The organism is Pseudomonas sp. A-B-19 (assembly GCF_019947515.1).
GTDB lineage: Bacteria > Pseudomonadota > Gammaproteobacteria > Pseudomonadales > Pseudomonadaceae > Aquipseudomonas.
Genome location: NZ_JAGYGN010000012.1, coordinates 31,100 through 49,190, shown reverse-complemented (window position 1 = coordinate 49,190; position 18,091 = coordinate 31,100). Strand labels below are relative to the sequence as shown.

Genomic DNA, 18,091 nt, shown 5'->3' with positions numbered 1-18,091 from the left:
CTACAAGGTGGCGTGCCCACGCTTTTTTTTGGTTCCTCACGGATTACCGGGAAAGACGCTGCGATCTCGCACTCAGTTCAGGTATCGCCAGCCTTTACGTATGTAAAACGCCTGGACGGATGCTTACAGGTGTAAAGCCTTCGCTTTACAGGTCATACGCGAATGAAGTTTTTTAAATTCTAAAAAGTCATTTAAAAACAGTTAGTTAAGATTGGTTTTTGGCATTGGCACACAAGTTGCCCCTTCACTGTCGAAGGGGCCGGAAAGGCACCCGGACTAATAACAATAACGTCGGCCACACCTGTTCCCACCTTACAGGCGTGCCGGCAAAAGCCTGGAGCTCTGCCATGCATGACTCTTCACCCCTGAGTGGCCCTCTGAGCCGTCGGCGCTTCCTCAGTCTATCGGGGCAATCGGCCCTGATCATCGGCGCTACTGCCGTTTTCAGCCAGCTCATTCCCGTCACCGCCATCGCCGACGACGTGTTGCCCCGGTTGCCCGCCGGGCTGCTGCAGATGGGGCGCGATATCTATCCCCATGACCGGCTTGGCGATGCACCGTATGCCAAGTCGCTGGTCGAGCTTCTCGGTAAACACCCGGACCTGGTCAACGATGGCTTGAAGGCCCTGCAGGGACGCGCCCACGCCACACAGGGTCGGCCTTTCGAAGAGATCGTCAGCGAGGACGATCGCGTTGCTCTGCTTCGCGAGATCGAGACTACGCCGTTTTTCCGCGAAACCCGCAGTGCGCTGATGTTTGGCATCTACGACAACAAGACGCTGTTCCCATTGTTTGGCTACGAGGGCTCGTCGGTGGAGAAAGGTGGCTATATCGCGCGTGGATTCAACGACCTCGACTGGCTCTGATCAGCCTTCTCTTCGCGGCTCCATCCATTCCAACAATGAGGGTTAACCCCATGGCAGCGAAATACTCCCAGGACGACAGCGATGTCGTCGTCATCATCGGCTCGGGCGCCGGCGGCGGGACCCTGGCTCACGCCTTGGCCAAGCAAGGAATCCGTACCGTGGTGCTGGAAGCCGGCAAGCGTTACGAGATGTCCGACATCGAAAACGATGAGTGGGCCATGTTCAACAAGATTTCCTGGCTCGACAAACGCATCGCCACCGGCAACTGGGACGTGGCGCGCAACCACCCGAACCTGCCGGCCTGGATCGTCAAAGCGGTGGGCGGCAGTTCCGTGCACTGGGCCGGCGTGGCCCTGCGCTTTCGCGACTTCGAGTTTCGCATGCGCACCGAGAACGGCGATATCAAGGGCGCTAATGTGCTGGACTGGCCGATCAGCTATGAGGAACTGGAGCCCTGGTACGTCAAGGCTGAGAAGCACATGGGCGTGACCGGTCCAAGCACCGGAATGCCTTATCACCAATGGCACAACTCCTTCAAGGTCCTGGCCTCAGGCGCCCAACGCATTGGCTACAAAGAAATCCAGTCCGGCCCGATGGCGATCAACACGCAGCCCTATGACAGCCGTCCTGGATGCATGCAGATCGGCTTCTGCATGCAGGGCTGCCGCATCGGCGCCAAGTGGTCGACGCTCTACACCGATATCCCCCGCGCCGAGGCTACCGGCAACTGTGAGGTGCGTCCGCAGAGCATGGCGCTTCGCATCGAACACGATGCCCGCGGCCGAGTCACCGGGGTGGTTTACGCCGACGCCGAGGGTCGCCAACAACGCCAGAAGGCCAGAGTGGTGTGCGTGGCCGGTAACTCCATCGAGTCGCCGCGCCTGTTGCTCAACTCCGAGTCCTCGATGTTCAAGGACGGCCTGGCCAACTCCTCCGGTCAGGTTGGGCGCAACTACATGTGTCACACCACCGCGGGCATCTACGCAGTGCTGCCCAAGCCGATTCACATGTATCGGGGCACCACCTGTGCCGGAATCATTTCCGACGAGTCCTACAACAACACTTCGCGGGGCTTCGTCGGTGGCTACCGGCTGGAAATCCTGTCCCTGGGCCTGCCGTTCATGTCCGCCTTCCTCGATCCGACCCCGCAGGGCTGGGGGCGTGCCTTCGCTTCGCGGATGGAACGCTACGACCATATGTCCGGCGTGTGGTTGTGCGGTGAGGACCTGCCCATGGAGAGCAACCGCATCACCCTCCACGGCGCCGAGAAGGACCAGTACGGCCTGCCTGTCCCGGTGGTGCACAAGGACGACCATGCCTTCGACACCGCCATGCGCAATCACGGCGTGGAGCAGACCCGCAAGTGCTACGAGGCGGTCGGTGCCACCGAGGTGATCCGCCTGCCGTCTTACCCGGCCAGTCACAACATGGGCACCAACCGCATGAGCGCCAAAGCTTCCGACGGCGTGGTGAACAAATGGGGCCAGAGCCACGACATTCCCAATCTATTTGTCTCTGACGGCAGCCAGTTCACCACCAGCGGCGGGCAGAACCCGACCCTGACCATTGTCGCCCTGGCCTTGCGCCAGGCCGAGCACATCGGCGCGCTGATGAACCAGCGCGCCCTCTGAGGAGCCAGTCCCATGACCACGCCCAGCAAAGCCCAGCGACTCTGGATGCTCGAGCAGATGCTCGTCAGCCGTTACCTGGAAGAGTCCATCGAACGAATCTACATGGAAGGCAAGACGCCTGTATTCAACATGGCCAATGGGCCAATTCCCGGTGAAATGCACCTGTCCAACGGTCAGGAGCCTTGCGCCGTCGGTGTCTGCGCCCACCTCGCGGTGGAGGACATCGTCACCGCCACCCACCGGCCACACCACATCGCCGTGGCCAAGGGCGTAGACCTGGACGAGATGGTCGCCGAGATCTTCGGCAAAAAGACCGGCCTGTCTGGCGGCCGCGGTGGCCATATGCACCTGTTCGACGCACGGGTGAACTTCTCCTGCTCCGGCATCATCGCCCAAGGCATGGGCCCTGCGGTGGGTGCGGCGTTATCGCGCCAGCTACAGGGTAAGTCCGGAGTCGCCGTGGCCTACCTGGGTGAAGGCGCAGCGAACCAGGGAGCCTTCCACGAAACCCTGAATCTGGCCGCGCTGTGGAAGCTACCGGTGGTCTTCGTCATCGAGGACAACGCCTGGGGCATCTCGGTGGCCAAGGCCGCTTCGACTGCCATCGAGCGCAACTACGTGCGTGCTGCCGCTTATGGCATGCCCGGCGTGTTCGTCCCGGGTAACGACGCCGATGCCATCTTCGCCGCAGCCGGTGAGGCCATTGCCCGGGCCCGTGCCGGTGAAGGGCCGAGCCTGATCGAGATCGAAACTCACCGCCTGGCCGGCCATTTCATGGGGGACGGTGAAACCTACCGTCCTGCCGGCGAGAAGCAAGCCCTGCTGGCAAAGGACCCGATTCCGGAGTACCGCCAACGCCTGCTGGATCTGGGCGTGCTGGACGAGGTCGGCGCCGCTGCGATTGAAGAACGTGCCCGGGGACGCGTCGACGCTGCGGTGCAGTTCGCCCGCGACAGTGCCTATCCGGCACCGCAAGAAGCTCTGGAAAGGGTGTTCGTGTGAACGGGGCCCGCCACAACAACGACAAGAAGGAGACTGACATGAACCGACAACCGACGATGAAGGCCGCAGTCTGGCATGGTCGACGCGACATCCGCCTGCAGGAAGTTGCCTGCCCGCCACAACCTCAGGCGGGCTGGGTGCAAATCCGTGTGCAATGGTGCGGCATCTGTGGCTCGGACCTGCACGAATACCTGGCCGGGCCGGTATTCATTCCCACTGATACCGCCCACCCACTCACCGGCCTCAAAGGGCAGTGCATTCTCGGCCACGAGTTCTGCGGCGAGATTGTCTCCCTGGGTGAGGGGGTTCAGAACTTTGCAGTAGGTGAGCGTGTGGCCGCCGATGCTTGCCAGCATTGCGGTAAATGCTGGTTCTGCCAGCAGGGCCGATACAACCTGTGCGAGAACCTCGCCTTCACCGGCTTGATGAACAACGGTGCGTTCGCTGAACTGGTCAACATCCCGGCAAATCTGCTGTACCGCCTGCCGGAAGGTTTCCCTGAAGAGGCCGGCGCGCTGATCGAACCTCTGGCCGTTGGCATGCACGCGGTGAAGAAGGCCGGCAGCCTCCTCGGCCAGACGGTGGTGGTAGTCGGCGCTGGAACCATCGGTCTGTGCACCATCATGTGCGCCCGTGCCGCGGGTGCGGCCCGGATCATCGCGCTCGAAATGTCCACGGCGCGCAAGGCGAAGGCGCTTGAGGTGGGGGCCACCCTGGTGCTTGACCCCAGCCAGTGCGATGCCATTGCTTCGGTGCGCGAACTGACAGATGGATATGGTGCCGCGGTTTCCTTCGAATGCATCGGCCACAAGAGCACTGCCAAGTTGGCTATCGATGTCATTCGCAAGGGCGGGCGCTGCGTGATGGTGGGCATCTTCGAGGAGCCCAGCGAATTCAACTTCTTCGAAATCGTCGCCACCGAAAAGCAGGTTATTGGCGCCTTGGCCTACAACGGTGAGTTCGCCGATGTCATCGCTTTGATCGCCGACGGCCGCCTGGACGTCACTCCGCTGATCACCGGGCGGATCGAGCTGGAACACATCCTCGAGCAGGGCTTCGAGGAGCTGGTCAACAACAAGGACCAGAACGTGAAGATCATCGTCAGGCCGTCCGCGCTTGCCGCTGCCCGTCACTGATCCCATCGACGGAGGAAACGAGACATGTCTGCAACAGTCAAAGAACGCAAACTCACCATCGCCCGCGCCATGGCCGAGGCGATGGCCCAGGAAATGCGCCTCGACCCACGGGTCTTCGTGATGGGCGAGGACATTGGCCAACTCGGCGGGGTGTTCGGCAACACCCGTGGCCTGCATGAAGAATTCGGCAGCGCGCGCATTCGTGATACGCCTATCTCGGAAACCGCCTTCATCGGCGCTGCCGTGGGCGCGGCCTCTGACGGCATGCGTCCGATTGTCGAACTGATGTTCGTCGACTTCTTCGGCGTCTGTATGGACGCGATCTACAACCTGATGGCGAAGAACACCTACTTCTCCGGCGGCAAGGTCAGCGTGCCCATGGTGCTGATGGCATCCACCGGTGCCGGCTACTCCGACGCCGGGCAGCATTCGCAGTGCCTTTACGGCACCTTCGCTCACCTGCCAGGCATGAAGGTGGTGGTGCCGAGCAACGCCTACGACGCCAAAGGCCTGATGACCGCCGCCATTCGCGATGACAATCCGGTCATCTACCTGTTCCACAAGTCGCTGCAGGGCATGGGCTGGCTGGGTACCGAGAAGGGCGCCACGGTGGCTGTACCGGAGGAACCCTATACCGTGGAAATCGGCAAGGCGAAGACGGTCCGCGAAGGCCGTGATGTCAGTATCGTCAGCCTGGGCGCCGGCGTGCATCACGCGCTGCGCGCTGCCCGGCAACTGGAGCAGCAGGGTGTCAGCGCCGAAGTCGTGGACCTGCGCAGTCTGGTGCCGCTGGACCGTGAGCACGTCATCGCCTCTGTGCGCAAGACCGGCCGACTCATCGTTGTCGACGAGGACTACCACAGCTTCGGTGTGAGCGGCGAAATCATCGCCAGCGTCGTCGAACACGACATCGGGATGCTCAAGGCGCGCCCGCAGCGGGTGGCTTTCCCCGACATTCCGATTCCTTTCACCCCGCCTATGGAGCAATGGGCGCTGCCTAGCGCAGCAAAGATCGTTGCGGCCTACCAGAACCTGAAGAACGAGGAATAACAACATGTCCAACTCAATCCTGATTCCCGCTGACCTCTGGGAAGGCGACGCCGAAGCCGTAATCACTTCCTGGCTGGTCAGTGATGGCGCCGAAGTTGCCCAAGGCGACCTGGTGGCAGAAATCATGTCGGAAAAGGCCCAGTTCGAGATCGAGGCGCCGGCTTGCGGTGTGCTGAAAATCCTCGAAGAAGAAGACGCGGTGGTCGTCAAAGGCGCGACCATCGGGTTGGTGGAGTGAGCCATGGGGCACATACAGAATGTTACTGCCGGTTCCGGTAGCACCGTGCTCTTGAAAGGCATGCGAAAAATGATCGCTGCGAAGATGAGCGAAAGCCTGCAGACTGCGGCGCAACTGACTCACCATGCTGAATGCGAGTTGACCAACCTGCAGGCGAAACGGGCGCAGTTGAAGGCTGCGGGTAGCCAGGTATCGCTCCAGGACCTGCTGCTGTTTGAGATCGTCTGTTCCCTGAAGAACCATCCGGGACTCAATGCAACCCTGCAGGATAACCAGATCACGCGGCATGGCCCGGTGCATCTTGGTCTGGCGATCCCGCTGCCGGACGATCTGCTGGTAGCGCCCGCACTGTTCGATGCCGACCAACTGGATGCGCAGGGCCTGGCACTTGCACGCCGGGCCCTGGTGGACAAGGCACTGTCCGGGAAGCTCTCGGTGAAGGAGCTGACGGGTGCCACGGTGACCGTGACCAACCTGGGGCTGTCGCGGGTGCGTTTCTTCACGCCCATCCTCAATGTCCCTCAGGTGGCCATTATCGGGCTGGGAGGCATCCAGCGTCGCCTGCAACGAGGCGCCGATGGTTCGTTGTCAGAGCGCGACTTCATGGGCCTTTCGCTGACCTTTGATCACCGGGCCGTGAACGGTGCTCCTGCCGCAGACTTCCTCGATGATCTGTGCCAGCGAATCGAAGGTGTAGAGCCACCATGAGCCGGATCAGCCGCGTCAGTATCCAGGCCGGCCTGGACGGCTGAGCGGCAGTTGCCCGGCCGTGTGTACATCGCAGAGCAGGAGTGGGGGTTGCTGCAATGGCGACCCTGCGACTCGTTTCTACCCGTGTTGCGGTCTGGAGCAACGGTGCCGCGCTTCCAGTCACGTGGCTCCTACGTTGATGCACGCTGGCTTTGTCACATTTGTGGAGGCCAGTTATGCGATTCACCTTGGCATTCCTTGCACCATGCATAGAGTGCGTCGTACAGGATGAGCCCATGCGAAAGCATTTCATGATCATCGCAATATCGCTGCGACAGTCCCAGTGAGATGGCGTACAACCCCGCCGATTGCGGCGTCAGATCCAGGCGGGAGGTATCGGCTCCACGGACGATCCTGGCCAACTGCTGCAAAGCGGGTTCATTGAGCTGGTACTTTTTCAGAAAGGCGTCGAAGCTGCACAGCTCGCCCTCATGAGTCAGTTCTACGCCGGGAATGTCGTAGGGCACAGCGTCTCTCTCCGTCGCCAACCGTAGTACGTCACCACTGGGCACGTATAAGAACTCGGGCTGCGGATCGATAAAACGCGCGATCAGCCAGGGGCAGGCGATGCGGTCAATCTTGGGCCGTTCACGGGTAATCCACCTCATGGAACACCTCCTGCCTGGTTGGGTAGGCTGGGTGATCTGGCGAACCCAATGCCCGCCAAAGACTGTTGATCCACTCGTGCGGTCTAGCGCAGCAGATGCACTGCCAAACCGACGAGCGCGCAGGCCATCAGCACCTGGATGACGCCCCGCTTGAAGCGCAACAAGGCAATCGCCGCGGCAATGGCGATCAGGGCTGAGGGCCAGTCGAGGTTGCCGCTGAAGCCTTTCGGCCAAAGTACGTGATAGCCGAAGAAACACGCCAGATTAAGGATCACGCCGACGACGGCCGCCGTAATGGCGGTGAGCGGTGCGGTGAATTTGAGTTCGTTGTGAGTCGACTCTACCAGCGGGCCACCTGCAAGGATGAACAGGAACGAGGGCAGGAAGGTGAACCAGGTGACCAGGGCGGCGGCCACAGCGCCCGCCAGAAATACTTGATCGGCACCGAATACTTGCAAGACATAGGCGCCGACAAAGCCGACGAACGCCACCACCATGATCAATGGCCCCGGTGTGGTTTCGCCTAGCGCCAGGCCGTCGATCATCTGCGTCGGCGTCAGCCAGCCATAGTGACCGACTGCGCCTTGGTAGACATAGGGAAGTACAGCGTAGGCTCCGCCGAAGGTCAGCAGCGCGGCCTTGGTAAAGAACCAGCCCATTTGGGTCAAGGTGCCTTCCCAGCCAAAGAGGGCGGTCAAAATCCCCATTGGCAACGCCCACAGTGCAACGCCGATCAGTGCGAGCGGCACCAGTTTCAACCAGCTGAATCGGGCATGCTCAGGGGCGGGCGTGTCGTCATCGATCAACGCCGGCCCATAAGACTTTTTGGCGGCGCTATGGCCGCCAGCCCTGAACTTCTCGGGTGCCAGGCGTCCACCGACATGGCCGATTAAAGCGGCACCCAGCACGATCAGCGGGAAGGGGACATTGAACGCGAAGATGGCGGTAAATGACGCTGCCGCTATCGCCCACAGCCAATTGTTCTTCAACGCCCGAGAGCCGATTCGATGGGCCGCCTGCACCACGATGGCGGTCACGGCAGGCTTGATCCCATAGAAGAGCCCGGCCACCACGGGCACTTCGCCGAACGCGATATACATCCACGACAGAGCGATCAGGATGAACAGCGAGGGCAGTACAAACAAAGCACCCGCAATCACTCCACCCCAGGTTCGATGCATCAGCCAGCCGATGTAAGTCGCCAATTGTTGAGCCTCTGGCCCTGGCAACAACATGCAGTAATTGAGGGCATGCAGAAAGCGTCGTTCGGAGATCCAGCGCCGACGCTCCACCAGTTCCAGGTGCATGATCGAGATCTGTCCGGCTGGCCCGCCGAAGCTGATGAAACCCAGCTTCAACCAGAACCAGAACGCCTCACGCAAGCTGATCGGCTTTGGCCTCGACAGATCCTCTTCAACCGCGGGTGCGAGAACCTTATTCATTGGGTTGTTCCTCTTTTACAAACCCGGCGAGCAGGCCGTCGAAGATGGCGCTCGCGGCAACCAGCAATTGGTCGTCGTGGAGAATGGTTTCGCGCAGCCCTGCCAGCACGCGCTCGATGCCGGCAGCCTCCACCGGTTGAATGCCTCCGACATCGAGGTAATGCACCAAAGCCGCAATGCGGTTCAGGCCTGGCGCCTGAAGTTCAAAGCTGGCTTGCAGGGTTTCGAAGGTCACGCGGTTGCCGACATGGCTGAAAACCGCATCATCGAAATCAAAGCCCAGGGCGTCGGCCGGGCAGTCCTGGGGGTGCTCGAGCCAGAGGATCCGGGCGTGGGGGTCAATGAAGCGGCGAATCAGCCAGGCACACGCCAGCCGGTCGACCCAGGGACGCTTGCGGGTTGCCCAGATACGGCCCTGATAATCGCCAGGATTGAGCGCCGTGATTGGGTGGTTGCTGCTGTGTGGCTCATCCGGCGACAGGGCTCTACTGACCGCCGTCTCTAGCTCCTGCAACGCCGAATCGATCTGCTGCTTCGGCTTGCCCGGGAAGTAATCGATGCTTGCCAGTTGATCGTAGGCTTTGCGCAGCTTACGAATTTGTCTGGTCGTCGCCAGCACGTTTTCAGCATTCAGCTGTCCACGGCATTCTTCGATTTGCGCACCAAGCTTGCCGTAATCATCGCTACGGTCGAACCACTCGACAAAGCGTTCACCATCTGGATCGACGACGGGCAGAACGAACGCGGTGCCATTGATGGCAAGGATGTCGCGCTCTACAGACGCCAGCACTTCACGACACAAGCCGGTGTCAGGCAGCAGGTAGGCGCCATCGCGCAAGACCGCAGCACCTGACGCTTTCAAGGCACGCCAGGCTCGCATGCGTTCGGTGGCATTCGCGGTGGGTAGGCCTAGAATCAAAGCCAGCCATTTTTTCATGTAGAGATCGCTATTTATTTTGTAATAAGAATTACATTATCTCTGTTCTACATGTTTGGAAAGCTGTCCTTGAGAACAGAGGATTCCGGTGAGCATGGATGGCGATGCCGGGATAGGCGCAAACAGCGCCTGTACGCGAGTGATGGTGACAGTGTCATAAGGAAAATCAATGCGCTTTCCCTTGCTGATCGCCCCAACTAGCGAGGCAGGGAGGGTATTCGGACTATCCGGCGTCAAATACGTTTTGAGTATGACCAGTCGATGAGTGAATGTTCGCTGTTGGCTGTGGACTCACTCTGTCGAGCTTCTGCTGCGCCTCATGTGTATGAGGGCCGATCGGCCGTTTCCCAAAGAAGGTCGCTCCTCAACGGCATAAGGCACAAACCCGAGCCTGGGGTAGAGCAGCAGCCCTGCCGTGTTTTCGTTGAAACAGGAAATCTGCACCTCGTTGGCTCCGTAACGCTCGAATGCCAGGCCGGTCATCGTCTCTACGATAAACGCGGCCACTCCTTTGCCCCGTGCACTCGGCGAGACGATGACATTGCCAATACAGCAGACGCCATTGCGTTGCGCTCGGTAGAAATTGGCAAACCCGACGACAGTCCCATTGATTTCTACGACGGTAGAGTCAAAGCGTTGGGATATCGCGGTCATCAACTGCGTTTCCGTTAGCGGGAAGTGCGCCTTTGGAAACATGAAAAACAACTCTTGAGCATTCTGAGGAAAGCCGCAGATCATTTTAACGTCGCCAGCCTTCACTGGCCTGTGGTTCAGCTTCATTGCTCGTCTCTAAGCTCCATGAATCAGTACTTTAGCTGAGTCCCAAGGCAGCTGTCTGAAAGGTTTTTTATTACACCGTATTGCGTGGTGCCCCACGCAATACGGTGGACAGGTCAGCCTAGGGTGTACCCACCATCTACCACCCAGTCTTGACCAAACACACTGCGTGCGCCTTGGCCGAGCAGGAAAAGAATGACGTCCGCCACGGCGTCGGGTTCAAGGAATTGACCTGACAGTAAGCGTTGCTTGACTGTGCTGGCAACGGCGCCCAGCGCTTCGTCATTGAGGCCAAGGGTGTTCCAGATCGGCGTGGCGGTGGGGCCTGGAGACACCATGTTGAGGCGTATGCCCTGGGGTGCCAGCTCAACGGCCAACGTGCGCACCTGCGCCCGTAGGGCAGCCTTTGAAGCGATGTAAGCGGCCAGGCCCGGAAAGGTGCTCTGCTGTAAAAACGTTCCGATAAACACCACGGACGCCTGGGTCGCAAGTTGCCCACGCAAGGTACTCAACGTACTGAGTGCGCCAGCGCCATTGACCGCCCACTGCTGGTCGAAAGCCATCAAGTCAAGGCCATCGGCCAGCTGGGCTATGCCGGCATTGGGTACAAGGAAATGCACAGGGCCGATTTTCGCGGTCAGTTGCGCCAGCCTGGTCTGGTCGTCCGCGAGGGTTACGTCGCCTGGCAGTAGAAACAGTTTTTCGCCAAACCGTTCGGCCAGTTCTCCAAGGCCAGCGGTATGGCGAGCCATCGCCACAACCTGTGCGCCGCGCTCCAGTAAACCTTGGGTGACAGCCAGTCCAATGCCCGTGCTGGCACCTGTGACGACGGCAAGGCGTTGATGGAATTCATTGCTCATGGGGGATTTCTTCAGAGGCAGCCAAAATTGGCGGATTGACTTAGTCAGTAAGCGTGCCAACTAAAAAAGATAAAAAAATCATATAAATAAGATAAATATGGTCATTATGACATCAATGCTTTTGTAGTCGTTTTGACATGAGCATAGTCATTCTGACTTGATTGGATAGGGGTGTTTTCAGCCGCAGGGTTGATGCGCAGGTGCAGGACTTCGAATCAAGCCAGCGCCTGCATTCAAGACGCCGCGACGGCGACGAGACCGCCGCCGCGACGTGAGTGCTCAACCGCGAATGAACGCCAACACATCAGCGTTGATCTGCTCCGAGTGGGTTGTCGGCATTCCGTGAGGAAAACCCGGATACGTCTTGAGCGTGGAATGCTTCAATAGTTTGGCCGAAAGCGGCGCAGAGTCGGCAAAGGGTACAATCTGGTCGTCCTCTCCATGCATGACCAGCGTTGGTACCTCGATCGCCTTCAGATCTTCGGTGAAGTCAGTCTCGGAAAACGCTTTGATGCAGTCGTAATGAGCTTTTGCACCGCCCATCATGCCTTGACGCCACCAATGGTCGATCATGCCTTGCGAAACCTTGGCGCCCGGTCGATTGAAGCCGTAGAACGGCCCCGACGGAACGTCCAGGTAAAATTGTGCGCGATTGGCGGCCAGCGCCGTCCGGAATCCGTCGAACACTTCCAGCGGTAAACCACCGGGATTTTTCTCTGACTTAACCATGATTGGCGGAACTGCGCTGATCAGCACCGCTTTGGCGACACGTCCTGGTTTGGCGCGAGCGGCGTAACGCGCCACTTCGCCACCACCGGTCGAATGGCCGACATGGATCGCACCCTTGAGGTCGAGAGCATCGGTCAGTTCGATGACGTCGGCGGTATAAGTGTCCATTTCGTTGCCCACCCAGGTTTGGGTCGAGCGCCCGTGGCCCCGGCGGTCGTGCGCGATCACCCGGTAGCCCTTGAGCAAGAAAAACATCATCTGGTTATCCCAGTCGTCTGCGCTCAACGGCCAGCCGTGGTGAAACACAATGGGCGTTGCGTCTTTCGGGCCCCAATCCTTGTAGAAAATCCTGGTGCCGTCTTTGGTGGTAATAAAGTTCATGGCGTGCATCTCCTGGTGATCTGATTGGTGTTGGGTTGCAGAGGGTTTGCCAGCTGCCTGCGTCAACTCGGAAAAGCTGGAAAGCGGTACCAACAAACTGGCGGCCACTACTACTGAACCCGTCAAAATGGCCCGACGCTGCAGATCTATCTCTCGATTGGAATCTTTCATAGTGGTCTGCCTTGGTTTTGATGGAGACGAAACTCACAACCGATCAGTAGTCCCAGAAGCCCGCGACCCAGCGAAAGGCATCACCGTCGAGAGCAACCCGGCCAACGGAGGGGAATGGCAGGTGAGTGGCCACGAACAATTCACCGCTGGCCGCTGCCTCGCGCAACAGGCGGACACGAACGCGAACCGACTCCTCAGGGTCATGTTCGAAGCCGTTGTGCCAGTCTGGATGTTCGAAGGCGACTGGGAACAGGGCGTCGCCTGCGAAGGTCAACCGCTCACTGCCAGAGGTCACGTAGACCACGCAGTGCCCGGGGGTATGGCCGCCGGTGAGCTTGGCGACCACTCCCGGTGCCACCTCGCACTCATCCTCGAACGTATGCACATTGCTGCGATATGCGCTGATGAATTGATTGGCGGTTGCCCGCAGTACATCCGGTACCGGTGAGGGCATGGACGTAAGGGAGAAATCGGGTGACTCCCAAAATGCGACTTCAGTGGCCGATACGTGGATTCTCACGTCGGGACGCAGCTGGCTCTTTACCTCGTCGACAAGCAGCCCGCCGATATGGTCCATATGCATGTGGGTAATTACCACGTCGGTCACGGCGGCAAGCTCGATACCGGCAGCCTTCAGTCGCTTGGGGAATTGCCCGGCCCGCGGAAAGCCGGGGAACTGACCTCCCAGTCCGGCGTCGACGAGGATGACCTTGTCGCCACTACGCACCACCAATACGTTCAACGCCCAATCGAACGCGTCCGGTCCCAGGAACATGTCCTTGAACCAGGCCGCACGGGCAGTTGGGTCGGCATTGGTAGACATCGTTTCGGTCGGCAGCGGCAGCACGCCATCGCTGACCACCAGGACGTCTATCTCGCCGATTCGAAGCGCATAACGTGAAGGCACCAATTCCTCGGACGCCGATTCACCGGTGAATGACGCATTGCTCAAGTTCATGTCAGTCATGGTTGTTCTCCCATTACTCGGTTCAGAAAACTCAGTTGAACGCCGCTCGGGTCCGAGAGCGACGGATTGATAACGGTGGCAACATCAGGCCACCGGAATCATCGGATCAGCTGCCGCCAAGGCAGTGGCCCGATCTGCTGCCGGCGGGTAGATCCACACGGAATTGATTTGCGTCTTGAGTTCCTTGGCCGGGTCCTTGACCAGTTTGAGCTGGCGATCCCAACCTTCGGTGTACACCGCACCCCAGCCGCCCAGATCGAGGCAGGTCACGTACTTGGGCTGACGGTAAGGTGTGGGCGCGATACCGAGCAGGTCCGCCGCGACGTTGTTCCCGGCATGACGTCCCAGGGAAATCGCATGCTGGCAGGACATCGCTGCGAAGTTGCCCAGGTCGTCGGTGGCCGCATAGGCGACATCCCCGGCGGCGTAGACATGCTCCTGGCCCAGCACCTTCAGGTTTGCATCGACATGCAGGCGTCCCTGGGCATCACGGGTACTGGACATCTGTTCGGTCAGCGGGCTTGCGCGAAAGCCGACTGTCCAGACCACTGTCTGGCTTTCAATGTGGCGACCGTCGGCGAGGGTCACGCCATTGGCGTCAATCGCTGTTACACCGGTATTGAGCACCCATTCGATTCCCAGATGCTCGGAGGCCTCGATGATCGATGGACGAATCCCGTCGCCCATGGACGCACCGATCGCAGGACCTCGATCGATGATGATCACGCGGATGTCCTGATCATCTCCGAGCACAGCGCGCAAACGCGCGGGCATTTCGGTGCCGGTCTCGATTCCGGTAAAACCGCCGCCAACGACTACCACGGTATTGCGGGCAACACTTTCGGGCCGACCGTTGAGGGACTTCAGGTGATTCTCAAGGCGCACCGCCGCTTCGATCTGGTCAACGTCGAACGCATGGGCCTCAAGGCCGGGTACCTTGGGGCGGACCAACTGGCTGCCAGCCGCAAGTACCAGGCGGTCGTAGGTCAACGTGTTCCAACGCCCGGTCTCATCGCGGTAACCCACAGTCCTCGCGAGCTCTTCGATATGCTCGGCGGTTCCCTTGACGAAACGCACACCAACCGAGTCGAACAATCCATCCAGTGGTGCAAACATTTTGTGCACGTCGCTTTCGTAGAAGCGTGGACGTATGCGCAATTGTGCCTGGGGCGCCAGCAGGGTGATTTCCACGTCATTACGACTGTGTTGATCCAATAGGCGAGCGGCGCTCAATGCACTCCATACACCACCGAACCCCGCACCAATAACCAGAATTTGCTGTTTCATCAGTTGTTCCTCAAAAGTTTTCAATGTTCTTGAAATTGTTCTTCAGGTTTTATGAGGCATCTATGTTGTTTTCAGCAGTTCATCCGCTGTGGGGGTATGTTATTGCAGGGTTTTAACGGGTGCACTCATGCGTCGGTTCAAAAACCACATACTTCAGTGGAGTTGATGTATACGAAGGTTTATATCGAGTGAAAGCTGGAGGCTTTAGCGATTTTTTTCAGCTGTTTTCGCGCAAGGCTGTTTTAATGTGATTCAGCAACTTATTTGCTTCACAAGGTTTTGGCAGATACGCAATCAGAGCAGGCGTGTTGGTGCCAAGGAGAGGGAGGGCATCAGGAAAAGCCGTGATGAAGATAGTGGGAATGTGAGCGCCCATCGCCGCGAGCTTCTTGTGTAGCTCCAATCCGCTCATTCCCGGCATCTGGACATCGGAAACCAGGCAATCAACGTCGGCAGAGGCATTGTTCTTGAGGAATTCCAAAGCGCTGGGGTAGGTTTGAACCTTGTATCCACTGGACCGCAACAAGCTTTCAAGCGCTCCCCGTACTGAGTCGTCATCATCGACGATGGCAATGGTTTTTGAATTGGATTTTTGCGTATCTTGCTTCATTTTGAGGCCATTACAATTTCGGTCGTTACTACAACATACGCAAAATAAAATGTTATAGAAGTATACGAACGTATAGTCCGCTAAGACCCAAGCATGACTGCGCTTGGCAGAAATTGTGTTAAATAAATCAAGTTGTATTTTTTTGCTGTCTGGTCGCGAGTGATAAAAAATTTACTTGAACAACTCTAGGGGCTGGATAATCCGATTTTTAGCGGCTTTTGTACTTGTTGATCCTGTAAGCCGGGTATACCCACGTACTAAGGCACCCAACCTAGGGGTGTACCGATTGAACTCAAGTACAAGTGACGCCTTGCCATTGCCCTGCATAAGCTGGAACTTCCTCGCTGGCCTCCAGCAATACGGGTGCGCTGCGATAACCATTTTTCGATTCTCTACCCAAGCGGCCTTGCGCCAAGACGGTGAACGTGATGAATAGAAATGATCTGCGGCGAGCCGACATCAATCTGCTGATTGTCTTCGAAACAGTCATGCACGAACGCAACGTCACCCGGGCTGGTGAACGTCTTTTCTTGTGTCAGACCACAATCAGCAGCGCCTTGGGCCGACTGCGTTCGATGTTCAACGATCCGCTGTTCATCCGCACCGGTAGGGTAATGGAACCCACAGCGCGCGCGGAAGAAATTCATGCGCGACTGACCCCCGCACTGGATGGCATCGCTGTTGCCTTGAGTTGTACGCAGGCATTCGACCCGCTCACCAGTAGCGAGACCTTTCATGTCGGGCTCTGCGACGATGTCGAGTACGCGCTGCTGCCACGCTTGATGAAGCACCTGCGCGATGAAGCGCCAAACATCACGCTGGTGGTGCGCAGAGTGGATCATCGGCAGTTACCTCAATTGTTGACCTCGGGAGAGATTTCCATCGGTATCAGCTATGCCCAGGAACTGCCGGCCAGTGCCCACTGTAAAAGGTTGCGGCCGATGCAGCCCATGCTGTTGCGCGCTGATTCAAATCCCGGCTGCCTGGAGCTGGAGGAGTTTTGCAAACGCCCTCACGTGGTGGTGTCTTCGATGGGAAACGTCGTCGACGACGCCGACCATGCCCTGAGCCTGATCGGTAGACAGCGAAAAGTAGTCCTGGCGGTTCCGCAATTCAGTGCCTTGCCCGCGCTACTCGCCGGCAGCGACATGATAGCGATTTTGCCGGAGTACGTAGCTCGGGCCATGGCACAAATGGAAGGGATGCGTGCCGAGTTTGCGCCATTGGATTTACCGACGCCGGACTTGTCAATGGTCTGGCGTGGCGCAACACACAACGACCCTCGGGAGAGCTGGTTACGCTCGCGTTTCTGTCGATACCTCAGCCAGCACCCGGAGCTGCCCGTGTCTCTGGCTGTAGCGTGAGTTGGCGCGACTTTGTTCTATGAAACCCCTCTGGGTGTCCTGCAAAACAGTGCTTGACCCTGACACTAGTGTCAGGGTCGTAGAGTCTCTTCGAGGAGGACAAAGATGAGAATTGGAGAACTGGCATCCCGTACCGGTGTGAGCCATCGAGCGTTGCGCCATTACGAAATGCAGAAATTGATTGAGTCCACCCGTCAGGAAAACGGCTATCGCGAATATGCACCAGCGGCCGTGGAGCGGGTGCTATGGATCAAGGAGCTTATTGATTGTGGTTTCAGCACCCGACAAATACACGGATTGCTTGCATATCTGCAGGACAGCGAGCCGGGCAGTGAACAATTTCGTCAGTGCCTGAAGCAACACATGGAGAAACTGAGTGCTCTGGATAGCTTGCTCGAATTGTTGATGGATAGAAGGCAGCGATTGTTTGACCGGCTGGAGCGTTACACCCAATCGGACCCAGCGACGAAAGCAGGCACTCACGCAAACAACACACACCTTGACTTGGAACTGGAGGGCTTAAGCAATGGGGAAGTTGCACGATAAAGTGGCGGTAATCACCGGTGGCGGCAGCGGGATCGGTTTGGCCATCGCACGTCGCTTCGTTGAGGAAGGCGCGCAAGTGGTAATCACCGGACGCCGGCAGGAAGCGTTGGATGAAGCTCTAACGACATTAGGTTCGCGCGTCACGGCATTCCAGGGAGATGTCAGTCGACGGGACGACGTCGAGCGTCTTTATAAACAAGTAGGGCAGTCGTATGGACGCATTGATGTATTGGTGGCCAATGCCGGCGTTATCCATCCTGCACCGTTGGAGTTCGTGACCGACGAGCAATATGAAAGTCAGTTCGATACGAATGTCAGGGGAGTATTTCAGATCACTCAAAAGGCCCTGCCGTTACTCAACGACGGAGCTTCTATCGTACTGGTTTCTTCTATCGCGCACTTTAAGGCGCTGGAAGGGCATTGCGTATACGCGGCGACAAAGGCTGCCGTACGGTCCTTTGCGCGCAGTTGGGCGTATGACCTCAAACATCGCGGTATTCGCGTCAACTGCCTTAGCCCAGGGCCCGTGAAGACACCGATTATCGGCAAGATGGGCGTACCCGATGAAAGTCTGGAGGCTTTTGAGAGGACGCTTGGCGAAATGATCCCCCTTGGTCGACTGGGTCGTCCCGAGGAACTGGCAGCGGCGGCACTGTTTCTGGCCAGTGCCGAAAGCAGCTTTATCACTGGCGTCGATCTTTGTGCTGACGGCGGGTTGGGCCAGATCTGACTGCTGACG

19 protein-coding genes are annotated in these 18,091 nt (G+C 58.4%); 10 read left to right on the top strand and 9 right to left on the bottom strand.

Annotation, left to right across the window (positions count from 1 at the left end; genetic code table 11):
• The first annotated feature begins 347 nt into the window (after positions 1–347).
• The 7 genes from KGA81_RS15255 to KGA81_RS15225 are packed head-to-tail and all read left to right on the top strand — an operon-like array spanning position 348 to position 6,631.
• The gene (locus KGA81_RS15255; protein ID WP_223547027.1) at positions 348–866 is read left to right on the top strand and encodes a transcriptional initiation protein Tat; all 519 of its coding nucleotides are present in this window, start codon (positions 348–350) and stop codon (positions 864–866) included.
• Positions 867–916: 50 nt separating this feature from the next.
• The gene (locus KGA81_RS15250; RefSeq protein ID WP_223547026.1) at positions 917–2,497 is read left to right on the top strand and encodes a GMC family oxidoreductase; all 1,581 of its coding nucleotides are present in this window, start codon (positions 917–919) and stop codon (positions 2,495–2,497) included.
• A gap of 12 nt (positions 2,498–2,509) precedes the next feature.
• Positions 2,510–3,499, top strand: a complete 990-nt coding sequence (locus KGA81_RS15245) for a thiamine pyrophosphate-dependent dehydrogenase E1 component subunit alpha (RefSeq protein WP_223547025.1) — start codon at positions 2,510–2,512, stop codon at positions 3,497–3,499.
• A 56-nt stretch (positions 3,500–3,555) separates the two neighbouring features.
• Positions 3,556–4,635 carry a 2,3-butanediol dehydrogenase gene (locus tag KGA81_RS15240; RefSeq protein ID WP_223547139.1) on the top strand — a complete coding sequence of 360 codons (1,080 nt, stop codon included), beginning with the start codon at positions 3,556–3,558 and terminating at the stop codon, positions 4,633–4,635.
• A 24-nt stretch (positions 4,636–4,659) separates the two neighbouring features.
• Positions 4,660–5,685, top strand: coding sequence for an alpha-ketoacid dehydrogenase subunit beta (locus tag KGA81_RS15235; RefSeq protein ID WP_223547024.1), 1,026 nt, complete (start codon positions 4,660–4,662; stop codon positions 5,683–5,685).
• Between the two features lie 4 nt (positions 5,686–5,689).
• Entirely contained in the window at positions 5,690–5,923 is a 234-nt protein-coding gene (locus KGA81_RS15230; protein ID WP_223547023.1) for a lipoyl domain-containing protein, read from the top strand.
• Between the two features lie 3 nt (positions 5,924–5,926).
• Positions 5,927–6,631, top strand: a complete 705-nt coding sequence (locus KGA81_RS15225; RefSeq protein ID WP_223547022.1) for a 2-oxo acid dehydrogenase subunit E2 — start codon at positions 5,927–5,929, stop codon at positions 6,629–6,631.
• 197 nt (positions 6,632–6,828) lie between these two features.
• On the opposite strand, the gene KGA81_RS15220 is transcribed toward KGA81_RS15225, so the two are convergent.
• The 9 genes from KGA81_RS15220 to KGA81_RS15180 all read right to left on the bottom strand — a co-directional run bounded on the left by KGA81_RS15220 (position 6,829) and on the right by KGA81_RS15180 (position 15,442).
• On the bottom strand, positions 6,829–7,281 hold the full coding sequence (locus KGA81_RS15220; protein WP_223547021.1) for a chromate resistance protein ChrB domain-containing protein: 453 nt from the start codon (positions 7,279–7,281) through the stop codon (positions 6,829–6,831).
• An 83-nt stretch (positions 7,282–7,364) separates the two neighbouring features.
• Entirely contained in the window at positions 7,365–8,723 is a 1,359-nt protein-coding gene (gene chrA, locus KGA81_RS15215; protein WP_223547020.1) for a chromate efflux transporter, read from the bottom strand.
• Positions 8,716–9,660: a chromate resistance protein ChrB domain-containing protein gene (locus KGA81_RS15210; protein ID WP_223547019.1), complete on the bottom strand. Its 945-nt coding sequence runs from the start codon at positions 9,658–9,660 to the stop codon at positions 8,716–8,718. Before KGA81_RS15210 ends, chrA begins: the two co-directional genes overlap by 8 nt.
• A 291-nt stretch (positions 9,661–9,951) precedes the next feature.
• On the bottom strand, positions 9,952–10,440 hold the full coding sequence (locus KGA81_RS15205) for a GNAT family N-acetyltransferase (protein WP_223547018.1): 489 nt from the start codon (positions 10,438–10,440) through the stop codon (positions 9,952–9,954).
• Between the two features lie 113 nt (positions 10,441–10,553).
• A complete protein-coding gene (locus tag KGA81_RS15200) occupies positions 10,554–11,297 on the bottom strand; it encodes an SDR family NAD(P)-dependent oxidoreductase (RefSeq protein WP_223547017.1) in 744 nt (247 codons plus the stop codon).
• Positions 11,298–11,576: 279 nt separating this feature from the next.
• Positions 11,577–12,407, bottom strand: coding sequence for an alpha/beta fold hydrolase (locus tag KGA81_RS15195; protein WP_223547138.1), 831 nt, complete (start codon positions 12,405–12,407; stop codon positions 11,577–11,579).
• 214 nt (positions 12,408–12,621) lie between these two features.
• The gene (locus KGA81_RS15190; protein WP_411736559.1) at positions 12,622–13,536 is read right to left on the bottom strand and encodes an MBL fold metallo-hydrolase; all 915 of its coding nucleotides are present in this window, start codon (positions 13,534–13,536) and stop codon (positions 12,622–12,624) included.
• A 93-nt stretch (positions 13,537–13,629) separates the two neighbouring features.
• On the bottom strand, positions 13,630–14,832 hold the full coding sequence (locus tag KGA81_RS15185; RefSeq protein ID WP_223547015.1) for an NAD(P)/FAD-dependent oxidoreductase: 1,203 nt from the start codon (positions 14,830–14,832) through the stop codon (positions 13,630–13,632).
• A 217-nt stretch (positions 14,833–15,049) separates the two neighbouring features.
• Positions 15,050–15,442 (bottom strand): response regulator transcription factor, encoded by a 393-nt coding sequence (locus tag KGA81_RS15180; RefSeq protein WP_223547014.1) that lies wholly within the window; start codon positions 15,440–15,442, stop codon positions 15,050–15,052.
• Positions 15,443–15,870: 428 nt separating this feature from the next.
• Here KGA81_RS15180 and KGA81_RS15175 point away from each other — a divergent pair, with 428 nt between their 5' ends.
• The 3 genes from KGA81_RS15175 to KGA81_RS15165 all read left to right on the top strand — a co-directional run bounded on the left by KGA81_RS15175 (position 15,871) and on the right by KGA81_RS15165 (position 18,082).
• A complete protein-coding gene (locus tag KGA81_RS15175) occupies positions 15,871–16,806 on the top strand; it encodes a LysR family transcriptional regulator (RefSeq protein ID WP_223547137.1) in 936 nt (311 codons plus the stop codon).
• Between the two features lie 105 nt (positions 16,807–16,911).
• Positions 16,912–17,352: a MerR family transcriptional regulator gene (locus KGA81_RS15170; protein WP_223547013.1), complete on the top strand. Its 441-nt coding sequence runs from the start codon at positions 16,912–16,914 to the stop codon at positions 17,350–17,352.
• Entirely contained in the window at positions 17,333–18,082 is a 750-nt protein-coding gene (locus tag KGA81_RS15165) for an SDR family NAD(P)-dependent oxidoreductase (protein ID WP_223547012.1), read from the top strand. Before KGA81_RS15170 ends, KGA81_RS15165 begins: the two co-directional genes overlap by 20 nt.
• Positions 18,083–18,091: the final 9 nt, after the last annotated feature.